This is a genomic window from Clavibacter quasicaliforniensis (genome assembly GCF_051201715.1).
In the GTDB taxonomy this organism is placed as follows: domain Bacteria; phylum Actinomycetota; class Actinomycetes; order Actinomycetales; family Microbacteriaceae; genus Clavibacter; species Clavibacter seminis.
In genome coordinates, this window is sequence record NZ_CP139624.1 from 972,117 (window position 1) to 989,711 (window position 17,595).

The 17,595-nt window shown below is 70.5% G+C and carries 14 protein-coding genes and 1 tRNA gene; 8 read left to right on the forward strand and 7 right to left on the reverse strand.

Features of this window, described 5'->3' with window-relative positions:
• Positions 1-40 precede the first annotated feature (40 nt).
• The 3 genes from NL142_RS04710 to NL142_RS04720 all read left to right on the forward strand — a co-directional run bounded on the left by NL142_RS04710 (position 41) and on the right by NL142_RS04720 (position 3,322).
• The gene (locus NL142_RS04710) at positions 41-1,786 is read left to right on the forward strand and encodes a DUF4012 domain-containing protein (RefSeq protein WP_435081162.1); all 1,746 of its coding nucleotides are present in this window, start codon (positions 41-43) and stop codon (positions 1,784-1,786) included.
• An 87-nt stretch (positions 1,787-1,873) separates the two neighbouring features.
• A complete protein-coding gene (locus NL142_RS04715) occupies positions 1,874-2,458 on the forward strand; it encodes a sortase (RefSeq protein WP_435081163.1) in 585 nt (194 codons plus the stop codon).
• A 321-nt stretch (positions 2,459-2,779) separates the two neighbouring features.
• Positions 2,780-3,322 carry a sortase gene (locus NL142_RS04720; protein ID WP_435081164.1) on the forward strand — a complete coding sequence of 181 codons (543 nt, stop codon included), beginning with the start codon at positions 2,780-2,782 and terminating at the stop codon, positions 3,320-3,322.
• Positions 3,323-3,361: 39 nt separating this feature from the next.
• Here NL142_RS04720 and NL142_RS04725 read toward each other — a convergent pair whose 3' ends face one another.
• The gene (locus NL142_RS04725) at positions 3,362-3,889 is read right to left on the reverse strand and encodes a VanZ family protein (protein ID WP_435081165.1); all 528 of its coding nucleotides are present in this window, start codon (positions 3,887-3,889) and stop codon (positions 3,362-3,364) included.
• Positions 3,890-3,974: 85 nt separating this feature from the next.
• Between NL142_RS04725 and NL142_RS04730 the strand changes: the two genes are divergently transcribed.
• From NL142_RS04730 to NL142_RS04740, 3 genes are all read left to right on the forward strand, one after another.
• Entirely contained in the window at positions 3,975-4,988 is a 1,014-nt protein-coding gene (locus NL142_RS04730; RefSeq protein ID WP_374978577.1) for an LLM class flavin-dependent oxidoreductase, read from the forward strand.
• A gap of 92 nt (positions 4,989-5,080) precedes the next feature.
• Positions 5,081-7,312: a transglycosylase domain-containing protein gene (locus NL142_RS04735; RefSeq protein WP_435081166.1), complete on the forward strand. Its 2,232-nt coding sequence runs from the start codon at positions 5,081-5,083 to the stop codon at positions 7,310-7,312.
• A 145-nt stretch (positions 7,313-7,457) separates the two neighbouring features.
• Entirely contained in the window at positions 7,458-8,663 is a 1,206-nt protein-coding gene (locus tag NL142_RS04740; RefSeq protein WP_435081167.1) for an acyltransferase family protein, read from the forward strand.
• Positions 8,664-9,433: 770 nt separating this feature from the next.
• On the opposite strand, the gene NL142_RS04745 is transcribed toward NL142_RS04740, so the two are convergent.
• From NL142_RS04745 to NL142_RS04765, 5 genes are all read right to left on the reverse strand, one after another.
• On the reverse strand, positions 9,434-9,940 hold the full coding sequence (locus tag NL142_RS04745) for an amidohydrolase family protein (protein WP_147362341.1): 507 nt from the start codon (positions 9,938-9,940) through the stop codon (positions 9,434-9,436).
• On the reverse strand, positions 9,934-10,455 hold the full coding sequence (locus NL142_RS04750; protein WP_435081168.1) for a hypothetical protein: 522 nt from the start codon (positions 10,453-10,455) through the stop codon (positions 9,934-9,936). Before NL142_RS04750 ends, NL142_RS04745 begins: the two co-directional genes overlap by 7 nt.
• Positions 10,456-10,826: 371 nt before the next feature.
• Positions 10,827-10,900 (reverse strand) — tRNA-Pro (locus tag NL142_RS04755).
• Positions 10,901-10,963: 63 nt separating this feature from the next.
• Positions 10,964-11,908 carry a metallophosphoesterase gene (locus NL142_RS04760; RefSeq protein ID WP_435081169.1) on the reverse strand — a complete coding sequence of 315 codons (945 nt, stop codon included), beginning with the start codon at positions 11,906-11,908 and terminating at the stop codon, positions 10,964-10,966.
• Positions 11,908-14,448 carry a transglycosylase domain-containing protein gene (locus NL142_RS04765; protein WP_435081170.1) on the reverse strand — a complete coding sequence of 847 codons (2,541 nt, stop codon included), beginning with the start codon at positions 14,446-14,448 and terminating at the stop codon, positions 11,908-11,910. The genes NL142_RS04760 and NL142_RS04765 overlap by 1 nt, the downstream gene beginning before the upstream one ends.
• 105 nt (positions 14,449-14,553) lie before the next feature.
• On the opposite strand from NL142_RS04765, the gene NL142_RS04770 reads away from it, so the two are divergent.
• On the forward strand, positions 14,554-14,736 hold the full coding sequence (locus NL142_RS04770; RefSeq protein WP_209657787.1) for a Sp36 family protein: 183 nt from the start codon (positions 14,554-14,556) through the stop codon (positions 14,734-14,736).
• Positions 14,736-15,200 carry a RidA family protein gene (locus NL142_RS04775; protein ID WP_435081171.1) on the forward strand — a complete coding sequence of 155 codons (465 nt, stop codon included), beginning with the start codon at positions 14,736-14,738 and terminating at the stop codon, positions 15,198-15,200. The genes NL142_RS04770 and NL142_RS04775 overlap by 1 nt, the downstream gene beginning before the upstream one ends.
• A gap of 84 nt (positions 15,201-15,284) precedes the next feature.
• Here the strand turns inward: NL142_RS04775 and acs are convergent, their stop codons facing one another.
• Positions 15,285-17,324, reverse strand: a complete 2,040-nt coding sequence (acs, locus tag NL142_RS04780; RefSeq protein WP_435081172.1) for an acetate--CoA ligase — start codon at positions 17,322-17,324, stop codon at positions 15,285-15,287.
• Positions 17,325-17,595 lie beyond the last annotated feature (271 nt).

Genomic DNA, 17,595 nt, shown 5'->3' on the forward strand with positions numbered 1-17,595 from the left:
TCGACGCCGGGCTCGGCGCCCCTGGACGCGTCGCCGTGTCGTGACGGTCGCCGTCGCCGCGATCGCCGTCATCCTCGTCCTCTGGATCGCGTGGGTCGCCGCCCGCGCCCTCCTCGCCCGCGGGGAGCTCGAGCAGGCGGTGCCGCTCGCGTCGTCCGTGCAGAGCGACCTCCTGGCGGGCGACTCCGCGGGAGCCTCGGCGAACGTCGCGCAGCTGCGCGATCACTCCGCGCGCGCGGTGTCGCTCACGGGGGATCCGATCTGGGCCGTCACCGAGCACGTGCCGTTCGTGGGCCCCAACCTCCGCGCCTTCCGCGAGATCTCCGGCATCGTCGACCGGATCGGCGGCGACGCGCTGCAGCCCGTCGTCGGCATCGCCGGCACGCTCGACGTCGCGAGCCTCACGCCGAAGGACGGGCGGCTCGACCTCGACCCGATCGTGGCCGCGCAGGAGCCCGTCCGCCAGGCCGACGACGCGCTCGACGCGGCGCTGACCGACGTGACGGCCATCGACACCGGCAGCACCATCCGCCCGGTCGCCGACGCGGTCGGGCGCCTGAAGGAGACGGTGGGCAAGGCCGCGGAGACCCTCGCCGTCGTGCGCCACGTCACCGACCTCGCCCCCGCCATGCTCGGCGCCGACGGCGACCGCAGCTACCTGCTCATGTTCCAGAACAACGCCGAGGTGCGCTCCACGGGCGGCATCCCGGGCGCCCTGGCGCTCGTCCGCACCGGCGGCGGCGCGTTCTCGCTCGCCGGCCAGGACTCGGCGCGCGCGTTCCCGCACCTCGCGGAGCCCGCCCTGCCGCTGGATCCCCAGACCGCCGGCCTCTACGGCACCATCACCGGCCGCTACATGCAGGACGTCACGCTGACGCCCGAGTTCCCCCAGGCCGCGCCGCTCGCCGCCGAGATGTGGCGGCTCAAGCACGGCCAGGCGGTCGACGGCGTGATCAGCATCGACCCGGTCGCCCTCTCGTACCTGCTCGAGGCCACCGGCCCCATCACGCTCGCGACCGGCGACGTGCTCCGCTCCGACGACGCCGTCGACCTGCTCCTTCATGACGTCTACCTCCGGTACCCGAACCCGGACGTCCAGGACGCGGTCTTCGCGAGCGTCGCCGACTCGGTGTTCGCGAAGATCTCCTCCGGTGACGTGGACCCGGCCGCGCTCGTGAAGGCGCTGGGGCACGCCGCCGACGAGCGTCGCATCCTGATCTGGAACTCCCGCGCCGACGAGCAGGCGACCCTCGACGGCACCACGTTCCAGGGCTCGCTGCCTGCCGACAACGAAGAGTCGACGGTCTTCGGCGTGTTCCTCAACGACTCGACCGGCGCGAAGATGGACTACTTCCTCTCGCTGCGGACCACTCTCGCGATGGCCATGTGCCGGGACGACGGCAGGCCGGACTACCGCACCGAGGTGATCCTCGGATCCACGGCGCCGGCCGACGCGGCCTCTCTGCCCTTCGTGGTCACGGGCGGAGGCGTGTACGGCGTCGCGCCCGGTGACGTCAAGACGCGCGTGGCGGTGTACGGTCCCCCTGGCACGGTTCCACTGCGGGTGCACATCGACGGCCAGGAGACGCAGTTCCAGCCGGAGATCGTGGGCGGGCGGGCCGTCGCGCAGGTCGAGGTGACGCTGAAGCCCGGTCAGGAGGTCCGCATAACGGTGGACACGCTGGGGGACAAAAAGACCGACACGCCCCTCTCGATCGTGACCACCCCGGTAATTGACACGATCGCGACAGAGTTCCGTTCCCTGTCCTGCGACGCATCCCAGTAGTCTCCTCAGTGGGGGAATGATCGACGGCGGACCCGAGTCCGCTAGTGGCCCCTATGCACCACGCGCAACTCACACTGGGGGAACCACATGCTCAAGAAGATCCTCGCCGGGGCGGCCATCGCCCTCGCCGCGACGTTCACCGTCGCCACCGCCGCCAACGCGGACCCGTACACGCCCGAGGGCGGCGTCACCGTCAGCGACCCGACCGTCGCGCCCGGCCAGAGCACCGTCCTGTCCTTCGGGCCCGGTTCGTTCGCTCCCGTCAGCGCCGTCACCATCACCATCACCGGTGAGGACGCCGCCAACGCCACGCTCGCCTCCTTCCGTACGGCCCCCATGGCCGTGACGACCAACTCCATCACCAAGACGTCGGCCAACGACGGCAGCCTCCGCGTCACCGTCACGCTGCCGGCCGGTTCCGCCGCGGGCTCCTACGCCCTCACCGGCACGGACGCCCAGGGCAACACCGTCTCCACGACCATCTCGGTCGTCGCGGCCGCCGGCAACGGCACCGCGACCGGTGGCTCCAGCGCCGACGGCGCCGCGGGCCTCCCCGTCACGGGTGGCCAGCTGCCCGTCGTCCTCATCTGGACCGGCGGCGGCCTGCTGCTGCTCGGTGCCGCTCTCGTCGTCGTGCTCGCCACGGTCCGTCGCCAGCGCGCCACGGCCTGATCCACATCACGCACAGCGTCGCCTGACTCCCTCGCGGAGCCCGGCGACGGAAGGCCCCGAGGCATCCGCCTCGGGGCCTTCCGCCGTCTCCGGGTGCCGTGACCGGGCGCCGGTTGACCCCAGTCCGGGGCCGATCCCGCCCGCGCGTCTCGGCTGGGGCGGCGGACGCGGCTAGCATCTCGAACGTGGGTTTACCCGACCCGCTGTCTGCCTGAAGGCGTCGACCCGAAATCGCGCGCCGCGGACACCACCGCACCGAGGCGATACCCGTCGTGCCCCCCGCACGTCCGTCCCGGGCGCATCAGAGAAGGCACACCCGAGATGCTCGCCAAGACCCTGGCGGGCGCGTTCGTCGCGCTCGCGATCACCGTTTCCGTCCCCGTCGCCGCCCAGGCGGAGAACTACGTCCCCAAGGACTCCGCCATCGCCTGCAGCGGCATGTCCGTCACCCCGGCCGCCGTCGCCCCCGGCGAGTCGGTCCGGATCGCCGGCGTCGCCGGATCCTTCACCGCGGGCGAGACCGTCGCCGTGCGCCTCTCCGCCGCGGCCGGCGCACCCGCCGCCGCGGGCGACCCGGCCGCATCCGTCACCGCGGCCGCCGACGGCTCCGTCTCGGGCACGCTCGTGGTCCCGACGACGGCGACCGGCACCTGGCGCGCCAACCAGACCGCCGCGTCGGGCGACCACTGGTGCGGCATCGTCTCCGTCGTCCCGGCGAGCACCCGCACTGCTGCTGATGCGGGCTCGCTCCCCGTCACCGGCGGCACGATGCCCATCGGCCTCGCGATCACCGGCGGCGGGCTGCTCCTCGCCGGCGCCGCGGCCGCGGGCATCGCGACGGCCCGCCGTCGCCGCGCGTCCTGACGCCCGACGCCGCTCCCGACCCGATGCGGGCGGATCCGATCACGACCGGATCCGCCCGCGTCGTCGCGTCCGGGCCGCGACGAGCGCCGCCGTCGCCGCGCCGAGGAGAGCTCCGAGGCCGTTGGCCGCCACGTCGGTGACGGACGCCACGCGCGCCGGCAGGAACGCGCCCTGCGCGAGCTCCACCGTCGCCGACATGGCGGTCCCGGCGAGCACGACGATCCACCAGCGCGGAGCCCCGGAGGCCAGCACGCCGAGCATGCCGAGCGGCGCGAACAGGGCGACGTTCGCGACCTCCTCGATCATCGAGTAGCGGAACCCGGGGATCCCGTGGTGCTGCACGAACACCACGCCGCGCATCAGGTAGGGGTAGACGCCGCGGTCGACGCTGTCCGGGGTGAGGGTGACCAGCCCGATCAGGGCGACGTACGCCAGGAGCAGCGCGGTCGCCTGCCGTCGGCGGATGCGTCGACGCTCGCGGTCCCGCCGCGCGCCCCAGGTCGAACGGCCGGTCGCGGTGCCCTCGGCCGTCGCGCCCGGCGGGGGAGCGGGGGCGGCGGGATCCATCGGGCCGCAGCCTAGCAACGCGCCCCCGGCGGGGAATGCGCCGTGGATCGCGCCCGTGCTCCCCGGGGTGACACACCTCGAACGCGTGCCCCTGGACGTCCTCGACCTCGCTCCCCGTCCCTTCGGCGGTACGAACGCCGACGCCGTCGCCGGCAGCATCCGGCTCGCGCAGGCCGCCGAGGCCGCGGGGTACTCGAGGTTCTGGGTGGCCGAGCACCACGGCATGCCGGGCATCGCGAGCTCCGCCCCGGCGGTCCTCCTCGCGGGCATCGCCGCCCGCACCTCGACCATCCGCGTCGGGAGCGGGGGCGTCATGCTGCCGAACCACACGCCGCTCGTCGTCGCCGAGCAGTTCGGGACCCTCCGCGCCCTCTACGGCGACCGCATCGACCTCGGCATCGGCCGGGCCCCCGGCACCGACGGCGCGACCGCGATGGCGCTCCGCCGCAGCGAGGCGGGCCTCGGCGTGGACGACTTCCCGCAGCAGCTCGTCGACCTGGTCGGCTTCTTCACGGGCGGCATGGCGGACGACAACCCGCTGCGGGGCATCACGGCCGTCCCGGGGCTCGGCGACCGCCCGCAGATGTGGCTCCTCGGATCCAGCGGCTACTCGGCGCAGGTCGCCGCCGCCCTCGGGATCCGGTTCGCCTTCGCGCACCACTTCGCGGGCGATCGCACGGAGCAGGCGCTCGCGCTGTATCGCGAGCGCTTCCAGCCGAGCGATGACCTCGCCGCCCCGCACAGCGCCATCGCGGTGAGCGTCATCGCCGACGAGGATCCCGAGGTCGTCGAGCGCGAGGCGCGTGCGGGCCGCATCACGTGGCTCCGCATGCGGCAGGGCGGGAAGCCCCAGCCCGTGGATCCGGCCGAGGCCGCCGCGTACGCGTTCAGCGACCTCGAGCGCGAGATCATCGGGGCGCGCGACCGCCGCCAGGCCATCGGCTCGCCCGACGCCGTGCGGATCGGCCTCGAACGCCTGCTCACGAGCACGGGGGCCGACGAGCTCATCGTCGCGCCGTCGTCCACGACGCTGGAGCACCGCATCCAGACGCTCCAGACGGTGCGCGATCTGGCCATCGGGGAGGCCCGCGCGGCCTGATCGCGAGTGCACTCATCACATTTCGGCCACGGGGAGCTGAGACCCTCCCTGAGGCGGATGTGGCGCCTCCGGGCGCGGGTTAGATTCGTACCATGAGGAAAACTGACCTGACCATCTCGACCCGGTTGGGCGCGTTCCTCGGACTCGTCGGCATGAGCACGATCGCCGGCGTGCTCGTCGCAGCCATGGTGACCCCGGCCATCGCCGTCTCCGGCATCGCGGCCAACAGCACCATCGGCGTCTTCGAGGACATCCCCGACAACCTGCAGATCGACAACCTCGCGCAGAAGACCGTCCTGTTCGCCAAGCAGGGCGACCAGCAGGTGCCCTTCGCCGAGTTCTTCTCGCAGGACCGGGAGGAGGTCCCGTGGGACGCCGTATCGTCGTTCGCGAAGGACGCCGCGATCGCGACCGAGGACCCCCGATACTACGAGCACGGCGGCGTCGACGTCCTCTCGGCCGCTCGCGCGCTCGCGCAGAACGTCCTGAACAAGGAGGTCCAGTCCGGCGCCTCCACCATCACGATGCAGTACGTCCGCAACGTGCTGGTCCAGAAGGCCCAGAACATGGTCGACTCCTCCGACGAGGCCACGCAGGCCGAGGGCCGCAAGGCCTTCCAGGAGGCCACCCAGCCCGACATGCCCCGCAAGCTCAAGGAGATGCGGATGGCGATCGGGGTGGAGAAGAAGTACTCCAAGAACGAGATCCTCCTCGCGTACCTCAACATCGCGAACTTCGGCAGCCGGGTCTACGGCATCGAGTCCGCGGCGCGCTACTACTTCAACGTCTCCGCCGCCGACCTGACCCTCGAGCAGGCCGCGAGCCTGATCGCCACGGTCAACGCGCCCGAGGTGTTCAAGATCGACAACCCGGACAACCTCGAACGCAACAAGGAGCGTCGCGACCTGCTGCTGCGGAACATGCTCAAGGAGCAGAAGATCACGCAGGAGCAGTACGACACGGCTTCGGCCGCTGCCATCACGCCGACGATCACGCCCTCCACGAGCGGCTGCATCCAGGCCAACCCGATCTCGGCCGCCTACTTCTGCGACTACGTGAAGAACGAGATCCTCACGAACCCAGAGTTCGGCGCGACGCCGGCCGAGCGCGACGCCGTCCTGAAGCGCGGCGGCATGCAGGTCTACACGACGCTCGACCTCGACATCCAGGGGAACGCCGCGGAGCAGATGCGCAAGCAGGTTCCGACCACAGCGCGCTTCACGAAGATCGGCGGATCCGTGGTCTCCCGCGAGGTGAAGACGGGCCGCATCATCGCGATGGCGCAGAACACCGACTACGGCGTCGCGGCCAACCAGGCCGGCGTAACCGAGATCAACTACTCGGCCGACAAGGCGCACGGCGGCTCCGCCGGGTTCCAGGTCGGATCCACGTACAAGATCTTCACCCTCGTCGACTGGCTGAAGAGCGGGAAGTCCGTCTACCAGACCGTGAACGCGTCGAAGACGAAGTGGAACCAGTCGGAGTTCCGCGCCTGCGGAGAGCGTGTGGGATCCGAGCCCTACACGGTCACCAACGACACGAACACCGGTGCGACCTCGAACCAGACGGTCCTCCAGGCGACCGTGGCGTCCGTTAACTCGGCGTTCATCGCCATGGCCAGCCAGCTCGACATCTGCGACATCAACCAGACGGCGAAGGACATGGGCGTCTACAACGCCGACAACCGCGACCTGCAGAACTACCCGCCGGACGTGGTCGGCTCAGGTGGCAACAACGTCGCCCCGCTCCAGATGGCGACCGCCTTCGCCTCCGTGGCGAACCAGGGCACGATGTGCAAGCCCATCGCGATCGACAAGGTCGTCCTCCCGGACGAGTCCGAGCTGGTCACTCCCAAGAGCGAGTGCACGCAGGCCATGAGCCCCGAGGTGGCCAACACGGCTGCCTTCACCCTCAAGGCCGTCATGGGCGGCACGGGCGCGGCGTCGAACCCGCGTGACGGCACGGAGATCATGGGCAAGACGGGCACGACCGACCGCTCGAAGGACACCTGGTTCGTCGGATCCTCCACCGAGGTCACGACGGCTGTCTGGGTCGGCAACGTGGAGGGCTTCGCGTCCATGCGCCGCAACGTCCTCAACGGCTCGGCCGCGGACAGCGCGCGTCACCGGATCTTCAAGCCGCTGCAGACGTTCATCGACGACCGCTACCCGGCCGAGGGCTTCCCGGCTCCGAGCAGCACGCTGACGAAGAAGCCGTACGTGCCGCCGGCACCGAAGCCCAGCCAGTCGGCGGCGCCCACGGCACCGGACGCGCCTGCCGCTCCGGCGGCGCCGGCCCAGCCCGCCCCTCCCGCGGAGGGGTGAGCCCGCGCTCGATGGGGAGCGCGCGCCGACGGCCGTCGCCTCCGGGCGGCGGCCGTCGTGCTGTGCGTGGCCCGGCCGCGGATCCCTCGGATCGGGCCCCTCGTAGACTGGACGACCGCTCCACCACCGACCCGGGAAGGCCATCATGACCGGGACTCCGACGTCCGCGCCCGCGCGCGTGCGCACGCTCCTGCCCGGCATCGAGGGGCTCCGCGGGGTCGCCGCCGTCGCCGTGCTGCTGTATCACGTGCAGCGCCAGCTGGCCCGGCCCACCACTGACGTCCCGCTCGTCGGCGAGGTCGCGTTCTTCAGCCACGGCGTCACGCTGTTCTTCGTGTTGAGCGGATTCCTGCTGTTCCTGCCGTTCGCGCGGAGCCTCGTCGACGGCGGCGCGATGCCGCGCCTGTCGCGCTACGCCGTGAACCGCGTCCTCCGCGTCTTCCCGGGCTACGTCGTGGTGCTGCTGCTCGTGAGCCTCGTGCTGCGCATCGCGATCCTGCCGCGCGAGACGCGCGACGCCGGCATCTCGGTCGGCACGCTGGGTCCCGTCGACACGATCGTGAACGCGCTGCTGCTGCAGGGCTACACGCCGCGCACGCTCCGCAGCGGGATCGAGGTCGCGTGGACGCTCGCCGTCGAGGTGTCCTTCTACGTGGTGCTGCCCCTCGTGGCGCTGCTGGCGGCGCGGCTGCTGCGGGGGAGGGCCACGTGGATCCGCGCCCTCGCACCCGCGGCCGTGCTCCTGCTGATCGGCGTGGCCGGCAAGGTGTGGTCGATGATCGCGCAGGCCCCCCTCGGGTACCGCGGCCGCCTCGCGAGCGAGTGGGGCGTCACATGGGAGGCGGTCGCGAACCGCAGCATCCTCGTGCACGCGGACCTCTTCGCCTACGGCATGGCGGCGGCCGTGGTCCTGCTCGCGCTGTCCGCGGACGAGGCACTGCGCGACCGCGTCGCGGCCTGGCGCGTGCCCGCCGGGATCCTCGCAGCTGCGCTCATCGTCATCGCCTCGGAGGCGCCCGTGGGCGCGCTCGAGGAGAGCATCGTGGCCGCCTCGTGCGCGACGCTGCTGCTCCTCGTGGCGCTGCCGCGGCGCGGGGGATCCCTCGGCCCGGTGACGCGCTTCCTCGAGCTCCGGTGGATCGCCTGGCTCGGCACGATCTCGTTCAGCGTGTACCTCTGGCACCTGCCGGTGATCCGCTTCCTCCGCCGCGCCGGCCTCGTGCTCCCGGACACGCTCGCGGGCTTCGCCCTCAACACGCTCGTGGTGGGGGCGGTGACGCTCGCGCTGTCGGCAGCGACCTACTACGCGATCGAGCGGCCGGCGCTGCGGCTGAAGGCCGTCTCGCGCTAGACCGCGCCGCATGATCGCCGGACGGCTTGGCGACCGAGCGCACAGGCGATCGACGCGTCATCTCCGGAACCTGGTCTGCGTGCCTGTCCGATGCTCGTGGAGGAGCTCACGTGCCATCTGCCGTGTCCGCCGGGCGGGCGTTGCCCGCGGCCGAGCGGCGGTCCGGCTCCGGCTCCTCCCGAGGGCATCGCGACGCGTGGAGGGCCTATGGGGCATCGACAGTCATCTGTCGGGCGCCGACTAGGAGTTCGCATCGGGGCATCGTCCGGTCGGCATCGTCGGCGAGAGCGCACCGTGGTGTGGCCGTCGCCGCGCCGCGCAGCCTTCCAGCCCGATCACGACCGCGGCCCGTCGGCGCTCGAGGAGCTCGAGGGAGCGATCAGCGTCCCGTCCATGATCGCGAAGGGCACCGCTGTTCGATTCGTGCCGACGGCCGTCATCGTCCCATCACTGCGTAGGAGGCGAGGACCCGTCTCAGTTCTCGTCGTCAGGTTCTTGCTCTGGATCCGCATCGAATCGAGATCCGGACCCAGAGTCGACGAAGGGCGTTGAATCGTCGGCGACTGCCGAGTGCGAGTTGGCCGTGAACCGAGGCCGTCACATCGACGAGCTTCGCCTGACTACGCGTGATGGGGCGGCGAGCGCTTCTCGGAATCGAGTACGGGCGGGGAGCGTGCGCGTACGGGGGCCACCCTGGTGACGATTCAGCGGTCGTCATCAGGGTGGCCATCACGTCATCTGAGGAGTCACCTGCAGTGACGCCTCGGCATCTACTTCGTATCCGTCGCTTGTCCATTGGAGACGGGGTTGTTGAACGAGATCCTGCCCGTCCAGTGACCCACCCCGCAGTCTCCGCCGCATCCGCCGACGACCTCGACCCGGAGGAAGAAGGTTCCCGGAGCGTTGCTGGCTCGACCTGTGGCCTTGTTTATGAAGTACGACCACTTCCCGAATGTCTCCTCCGTCGTCGCGAACGAACTGGTGTTCTGAGATCTGGTGATGCCGGCGTAGACAGGAGGCCCCCCACCGCCCTGCATGTCATCGATGATGATCAACTCCGCGTTGTGTGGGTTGGTCTCACGGTACGCATGGGGGTAGAACGACAGCCCGACCGGTTGGTAGCCATCCAGGGCCCTCGTCTCGGCCATCGCCGGTGTCGACGTCCCGGCGAGGATCCCCAGACCCGCTGTCAGGGCGACGACGACCAGCGCGCGCGCCCGCCGACGGTTGGAGTTGCTTTCATGCTTCATCAGATTGCTCCATTCGTTGTTCAACATTCACTTTCGAACTCGACCGCGGCTTCGCTTTTTCCTACGGTCTCGGCATATGTCTCCATGTCGTGAATGTATGCGCGGACGTCCATGTTCCGTGCAACCTGTGGTATCTTCTCCCACTGTTCGGCCCTCAATTGGAGATCGGCCTCGCCGACACCGGTTCCCGCGTCTGACTCAGGGGGATGCAGGCTGATCTTCAACCACGCGCATCGCCAGTATCGAGCTACGAATTGCGCAGGGAGATCGACGTGGTACGAATGCACCTTCCCGTCATCGGGGTGGAAGAAGCTCGGTGCGGTCGCGGGGAAGGCTTGTCCCGGCGGAAGCGGATTGGGGAATGCGCTGACAGCCTGCGTCCATGCGGTGTCGACTTGCGAGTCGGTGAAGAAGTCCTGTTGAGACGATTCCCGTGATGGGTCGGTGCGTGGTGTGGCAGTCATCGCGGTGGTCGCGAGAGCGCTGATCGCGAATACGGCGCCGAGCCCGCAGGCAGTCAGCAATGCGCGTTTGCGGTTCATTTTCCCCTCCTGGCCGACGCCAATGTCTGAAAGTTACGTCGGAGCCGCGCGTTCGACAATGGAGCGTAGGGTGCATTGCGTTTCTCGTCCGGACTGCCTATGCTCTGCATCTCGACCCAGAGGGTGGGTCTGTGGCGATTGTCGACATCCATCTCGTGTGCGCACCCACGGGGCGTGGCTGGATTTCGCTCATCGAATGAGCCCGACGGGGCCTGCATCGTGTAGCGCTTCCGGTCGAGTCGCCTCACATCTGCCAGTCCGAGCCTCGCGAGGCGTTCGGCTGATCGCCCGGACGACGAAGGGCCGCTCCCGGGGGAGCGGCCCTTGATCATGATGCCGGTCATGCTGTGCCTCGCGGAGGAGGCGGTGTGTCGGGGTAACAGGATTTGAACCTGCGACCTCTTCGTCCCGAACGAAGCGCGCTACCAAACTGCGCCACACCCCGATGGCCCGAGGGCCGGGATCTACGATACCCGATGTTCACGGGTCCGGAGTACGCCGCGGGCGGTCAGACCGCGGTGAGCGTGAGCAGCGTCGCCTCGGGGAAGCACGCGAAGCGCACGGGCGCGTAGATCGACGTGCCGAGGCCCGCGCTCACGTTGAGGAACGACGCCCGGTCGGCGTGAGGCCAGACGCTGAGGCCCTTCACCTGGCGGCGCGGGATGTCGCAGTTGGTGACGAGGGCGCCGTAGCCGGGCACGCAGACCTGGCCGCCGTGCGTGTGCCCGGCGAAGATCATGCGGGCGCCGTTGGTGACGAACGAGTCGAGCACGCGGCGGTAGGGGGCGTGGGCGACGCCGATGGACACGACGGGGGCGTCCGATGCGCCCTGGTAGGCATCCCCGTCCTCGCGCAACGCGTCGAGGGCTCCGGGGAGCGCCTCGAGGTGGTCGAAGTCGCGGTGCGGGTCGTCCACGCCGAAGAACTCCAGCAGCGTGCCGTTGACCTCGATCGCGCCCGCGGCGTTGTTGAGGTCGACCCAGCCGAGCGACGCGTACAGCCGCTCGAGCCGGGGGAGGTCGAGGTCGGCCGGGCGCTGCGTGGCGTGCGTGTTGGCGGTGAAGTACTTGAACGGGTTCTTGAGCATGGGCCCGTAGTAGTCGTTCGAGCCGTGCACGAAGACACCGGGGATCCCGCGGAAGGCCTCGAGCGTCTCCTCGACCGCGACGATGCCCTGCTCGTGTCCCGTGTTGTCGCCGGTGTCGACGACGAGGTCGGGCTTGAGCTCCGCGAGCTCACGCACCCAGCGCTGCTTCTTGTGCTGCCACGGTGCCATGTGCATGTCCGACAGGTGGAGCACGCGGATGGGGTCGGCGCCCACAGGGAGTACCGGCACCGTCACCTCGCGGAGGGTGAAGCGGCGCCGCTCATAGAAGGACGCGTACGCGAAGACCGCCGCGCCGGCCGCGGCGACGACGCCGACGGTGCGTGCGATGGTGCCGAGCACGCCCATCAGCTGCGTCCGATGTAGAGCGTCACGGGGCCGCCGCTCTGCTGCCCGGCCGCGGGATCCGTGCGGGTCGCCTTGCCGATCTGCGAGTTGTCCTGCACCTGCTCCTGGGCCATGGTCACGTCGAATCCGGCGCCCCGGAGCGTCTGCCGGGCGCTCGTCATGTCCTGCCCGCGCACGTCAGGGACGGTGCCCGGGGTGCCCTGCTGCTGGCTCTGGTCGGGCCCGCTGCTGATGAACACCGTGACGGTCGATCCACGCGCCGCGTTGGCACCGGCACCCGGGTCGGATCCGGCGACCTGGCCGGCGGCCACGTTCGCGGAGGACCGCGAGCCGCCCTGGGCGAAGGACAGGCCCGCGCCCTCGATGGCCGACTGGGCGTCGGCGGGCGACATGCCCGAGACGTCCGGAACCTGGACCGTCGGCGTGCGGGTGAGCTCGGCTGCCGGACCAGGGAACGCCGACCCCTTGTAGACCGCGTTGACGGACTGCATGAACGGCTTCCACACCGCGAACCGAGCGGTGGACATGAGCTGCCCGCTCGGGAGCTTGGTCTTGCGCTGCTGGATCTGCTGGCCCGAGGAGCTGCCCACCCAGATGGCGGTCGTGACCTCGGTGCTGGACCCGACGAACCAGGTGTCCTTCGCCGCATCCGTGGTTCCGGTCTTGCCGATGAGCGGCGTGCCGTCGTTCGTGTCGGCGGCGGCACCGGTGGCCCCCATGACCCCGGCGAGGGCGTAGGCGGCGGTGTGCGCGACGTCCGGACTCACGGTCTCGGTGCAGTTCGCCTGGGGCGGCGTCACCTCCGTGTCATCCGGCAGCACGACCTTGTCGATCAGGACCGCCGTGCAGGTGGTGCCGTTGTTGGCGACGGTCGCGTACGCCGACGCCATCGTCAAGGGCGACACGTTGTTCGCGCCTGATCCGATGATGTCCGCGATCAGGTTGGACAGCTTCTTCCCGGTCTGCGCCTGGTGGATCCCGATGTCCTGGGCGGTCTGCTGGATGCCGCACATGTCGAGCTCGGACGCCATGGCCATGAACGCGGTGTTGGTGGAGTTCGCCGTACCCGACATGACCGTGCGGTTCGGCCCGGGGGCTGCACCGTCGTTGGTCACCCGGAGAGTGTCCCCGGGGGAGTTCCCGCCCCCGCATGAGTTCGTGAAGTCGCGCCCGGTCCATACGCCGTTCGACGCGCGCACGACCTCATTGACGGAGTGCCCCTCCTTGAGCCAGTCGAGGAGCGTCACGATCTTGTAGGTCGATCCGGGTTGGAAGCCCCGGGATCCTCCCAGCGCCTCATCGGTGTTGTAGTTGACGCTGGTGACGCCGCGCTGGTCGCCGTTCCCGTAGTCGGTGTTCTGCACCATGGCGATCACGCGGCCGGTCTTGGCCTCGACGCTCGTCATGGCGGATCCGACGTTGATGCTGTTCATCGTCGTGGGGATCTGCTTGCGCATGTCGTCCGTGGCCTTGGCCTGCAGGTCGAGGTTCAGCGTCGTGTAGATCTTGTAGCCGTTGCGGTTGAGGTTCCGACGGGCCTCGTCGGGGGTCTGGCCGAACTCCTTCGAGTTCTCGACCGTGTACTTCACCGCGTCGCAGAAGTACGCGGCGCTGGCGGGCTGGGCCGCGTTGCAGCCGCTCACGGAGGGGGTGATCGCCGGCGTGACGGGGGTGGCGATCGCCTCGTCGTGCTGCTGCTGCGTGATGCTGTGGTGCTTGAGCATGTTGTCGATGAGCACGTCGCGGCGCTCCTGGTTGGCCTTGATGTTCCCGGGCTCGTCGATCCGCAGGGCCGTGGGGTAGTTGACCGTGGCGACGAGGCTCGCGGCCTGGGCGATGCTGAGGTCCTTCGCGTCCACGCCGTAGTAGTACTTCGCGGCCGACTGGATGCCGTAGACGCTGCCGCCGTAGTTCGCGATGTTGAGGTAGCCGAGGAGGATGTCGTTCTTCGAGAACTTCTTCTCCAGGCCGATCGCGAGGCGCATCTCCTTGAGCTTGCGGGCCGTCGACTCCTGCGTCGCCTCCGCGTACGCCTTCTTGCCCGCGTCCGGGTCCGTCTCGGCGAGCGTCTCCGCCTTCTGCACGAGCACGTTCTTCACGTACTGCATGGTGATGGTGCTGGCGCCCGACTCGACGCCGCCGCCGATGACGTTCTGGGCGAGCGCGCGGAACGTGGACTGCACGTCGACGCCGCCGTGCTCGTAGAAGCGGGGATCCTCCGTGTCGACGGCCGCGGCCTTCGCGTTGTCGGAGACCTCGTCCCAGCTCACCTCCTGGCGGTTCTGCGCGTAGAACTCGGCGAACTTGACCGGCTGGCCGCCCTGCGTGGCGTAGAGCTCGGTCTTCTGGGCGAGGTTGTCGATCTGCAGGTAGTCCGGCAGGTCCTCGAAGAGGCCGATCGTGTTGTTGGCCGCGAGGCTCGTGACGGCGATGGCGGGGGTGACCATCGCCGCGACCAGCACGCCGGCGACGGCGCTCATGCCGAGGACGCCCGTGAGCGCGGCGGCGACGCGGCCGGGCGTGTTCTTGGAAGCAGACATAGACTCCAGAGTACGGGAAGGGTGTATGGGAACCCGTGAGACCTGTGCGCCGGCCGCCCGCGCCCGTCCCGTCATGCACCCCGACCCGACCGGCAAGGAGCCGAGATGACCGCAACGCCCGCGCAGTGGGAGTACCTCACCACGCCGCTGATGATCCACAACACGGCCGCCATCCTCAACACGTGGGGGTCCCAGGGCTGGGAGCTCGTGCAGGTCGTCACCGGCCCCGAAGGCGGGCTCGTCGCGTACATGAAGCGCCCGGTCGCCGGCTCCGAGCACGGCGCCTAATGGGCACGATCTCCGATCGACTGGCCGAGCTCGGCATCGAGCTGCCCGCGGTCGCGGCGCCCGTCGCCGCCTACGTCCCCGCGGTCGTCCACGCCGGTCTCGTCTACACGAGCGGCCAGCTGCCCTTCGTCGACGGCGCGCTCGCTGCGACCGGGAAGGTCGGCGCCGAGGTGTCGGCCGAGGACGCCAAGGCGCACGCGCGCACGTGCGCGCTGAACGGGCTCGCGGCGGCGGCGGATGCGGCTGGCGGCGTCGACCGCATCGCGCGCGTGATCAAGGTCACGGGCTTCGTCGCCTCGGCCGAGGGCTTCACCGGGCAGCCCGGCGTCATCAACGGCGCGAGCGAGGTGCTGGGGGAGATCCTCGGCGACGCCGGCATCCACGCCCGCTCCGCCGTGGGCGTCGCGGAGCTGCCGCTCGGCTCGCCCGTCGAGGTCGAGCTCGTGGTCGCGCTCGTCGAGTAGCCGCCGTCCGCCGCGGCGGACAGGGGAGAGGGCCGGGTGCGCATCGCACCCGGCCCTCCTGTCGTCCTGCGTCGTGATGTCGGGTCAGCCCGCGCTCATGCGGTCGGAGATGACCTGCATCACCTGCGTGTCCGCCAGCGTGGTGGTGTCGCCGATAGCACGGCCCTCCGCCACGTCGCGCAGCAGCCGGCGCATGATCTTGCCCGAGCGCGTCTTCGGCAGCTCCTGCACGACGAACACGCGGCGCGGCTTCGCGATGGCGCCGATCTGGTCCGAGACGTGCTTGCGGAGGACCTCGTTCGGATCCTGGTCGCCGAGCGCGCTCGCCTCGGCCGAGCGGAGGATCACGAAGGCCACCACCGCCTGGCCGGTCGCCTCGTCGGACGCGCCGACGACCGCCGCCTCGGCCACGTACGGGTGCGCGACGAGCGAGGACTCGATCTCCGCCGTCGAGAGGCGATGGCCGGAGACGTTCATCACGTCGTCGACCCGGCCGAGCAGCCAGATGTCGCCGTCCTCGTCGAGCCGGGCGCCGTCGCCCGCGAAGTAGCGGTCGCCGAAGCGGTCCCAGTAGGTCTCGCGGTAGCGCTCCGGGTCGCCCCAGATGCCGCGCAGCATGCCGGGCCATGGCTCGGTCACGACCAGGAGGCCGCTCTCGCCGCGGGCGACGGGCTCGCCCTGGTCGTCGACCACGGCGACCTGGATGCCGGGGATGGGGGTCTGCGCGGATCCGGGCTTCGTCGCGGTGACGCCGGGGAGGGCGGAGATCATGATGCCGCCGGTCTCCGTCTGCCACCACGTGTCGACCACGGGGACGTCGCCGCCGCCGATGACGTCGCGGTACCAGCGCCACGCCTCCGGGTTGATGGGCTCGCCGACCGAGCCGAGCAGGCGGATGGAGGAGAGGTCGCGCGCGTCGGGGATCTCGCGGCCGGTCTTCATGAAGGAGCGGATGGCCGTGGGCGCCGCGTAGAGGATCGTCACGCCGTGCTTCTCCACGATGTCCCACCAGCGGCCGGGCTGCGGGGTGTCCGGCGTGCCCTCGTAGATGACCTGCGTGGCGCCGTTCGCGAGCGGGCCGTAGACGACGTAGCTGTGGCCGGTGATCCAGCCGACGTCCGCCGTGCACCAGTAGACGTCGGTCTCGGGGTGCAGGTCGAAGACGTTGCGGTGGGTGTACGCGACCTGCGTGAGGTAGCCGCCGGAGGTGTGCAGGATGCCCTTCGGCTTCCCGGTCGTGCCGCTCGTGTAGAGGATGAAGAGGGGGTGCTCGGCCTCGAAGCCTGTCGCCTCGTGCTCCGGATCCGCCGCGGCGACGCGCTCGTGCCACCAGAGGTCGCGGCTCTCGTCCCAGTCGACCTCGTTCTCGCCGCGCCTGACGACGAGGACGTGCTCGACGGATCCGGCCGATCCGACCAGCGCGGCATCCACGGCCGGCTTGAGCGGGAAGACCTTGCCCTTGCGCCAGCCGCCGTCCGCGGTGATGACCACGCGGGCCGCCGCGTCGTCGATGCGCGCGCGCAGGCTCTCGGCGCTGAAACCGCCGAACACGACGGAGTGGACGGCTCCGATGCGCGCGACCGCCAGCATCGCGATCACGGCCTCCGGGATCATCGGGAGGTAGATCGCGACGCGGTCACCCGCGACGACGCCCAGGTCGCTGAGGGCGTTCGCGGCGCGCTTGACCTCCGCGGTGAGCTCTGCGTAGGTGAGGTCGCGGGTGTCGCCTGGCTCGCCCTCCCAGTGCAGCGCGACGCGGTCGCCGTGCCCGGCGAGCACGTGCCGGTCGAGGCAGTTGTAGGCCACGTTGAGCCGTCCCTCGGGGAACCAGCGGGCGACGGGTGCGTCCGACCAGTCGAGGACCGTCTCGAACGGGGTCTCCCAGGTCACGAGCTCGCGGGCCCTGTCGGCCCAGAAGCCGAGACGGTCGGCGGCGGCGGACGCGGCGAGGGACTCGTCGGCCACGCGGGTGGCGCGGAACGCCTCCGACGGCGGGTGGACGGGCCCCGGCTCCGTGGTCGTCGCCGGGCGCGAGGGCATGTTCGTCCCCTCCTCGTCCTGGTCGGGCGCGGCGGGGCTCGAGGCTCCGGGCTGGGTCGATCGGGGGTTCGTGGACATCGTCATCGTCATCCTCTCCGCGACCCACGTTAGCGGGTGGGCCGTTCGCCACCGCGGCCGACAGGGGTGGATGCGGCGACCCCGCTGCCCGGGAGTCCGGTGGGGGAACGGCCAGAACACGCATGACCCTCCCATGGGGGGAGGCTCGCGGCGTATGCTCATGCCGTCGGGCCAAGCCCGGCGTGTGGCGGATCCAGGATTCCCCCGATCCTTCGTCACGTGGCGGCGCCCGTTCCCCCGATGGGCGCCGCCCCTCTTCCTCCCCAACGTGTCGCGA

What these genes read in the sequence shown, in the direction of transcription:
- NL142_RS04740 (WP_435081167.1), top strand. Translation starts at nt 7,458, where the DNA reads ATGACCGGGACTCCGACGTCCGCGCCCGCGCGCGTGCGCACGCTCCTG.
- NL142_RS04745 (WP_147362341.1), bottom strand. Translation starts at nt 9,940, where the DNA reads ATGTTGAACAACGAATGGAGCAATCTGATGAAGCATGAAAGCAACTCC.
- NL142_RS04775 (WP_435081171.1), top strand. Translation starts at nt 14,736, where the DNA reads ATGGGCACGATCTCCGATCGACTGGCCGAGCTCGGCATCGAGCTGCCC.
- NL142_RS04770 (WP_209657787.1), top strand. Translation starts at nt 14,554, where the DNA reads ATGACCGCAACGCCCGCGCAGTGGGAGTACCTCACCACGCCGCTGATG.
- NL142_RS04750 (WP_435081168.1), bottom strand. Translation starts at nt 10,455, where the DNA reads ATGAACCGCAAACGCGCATTGCTGACTGCCTGCGGGCTCGGCGCCGTA.
- NL142_RS04725 (WP_435081165.1), bottom strand. Translation starts at nt 3,889, where the DNA reads ATGGATCCCGCCGCCCCCGCTCCCCCGCCGGGCGCGACGGCCGAGGGC.
- NL142_RS04765 (WP_435081170.1), bottom strand. Translation starts at nt 14,448, where the DNA reads ATGTCTGCTTCCAAGAACACGCCCGGCCGCGTCGCCGCCGCGCTCACG.
- NL142_RS04720 (WP_435081164.1), top strand. Translation starts at nt 2,780, where the DNA reads ATGCTCGCCAAGACCCTGGCGGGCGCGTTCGTCGCGCTCGCGATCACC.
- NL142_RS04715 (WP_435081163.1), top strand. Translation starts at nt 1,874, where the DNA reads ATGCTCAAGAAGATCCTCGCCGGGGCGGCCATCGCCCTCGCCGCGACG.
- NL142_RS04735 (WP_435081166.1), top strand. Translation starts at nt 5,081, where the DNA reads ATGAGGAAAACTGACCTGACCATCTCGACCCGGTTGGGCGCGTTCCTC.
- acs (WP_435081172.1), bottom strand. Translation starts at nt 17,324, where the DNA reads ATGACGATGTCCACGAACCCCCGATCGACCCAGCCCGGAGCCTCGAGC.
- NL142_RS04760 (WP_435081169.1), bottom strand. Translation starts at nt 11,908, where the DNA reads ATGGGCGTGCTCGGCACCATCGCACGCACCGTCGGCGTCGTCGCCGCG.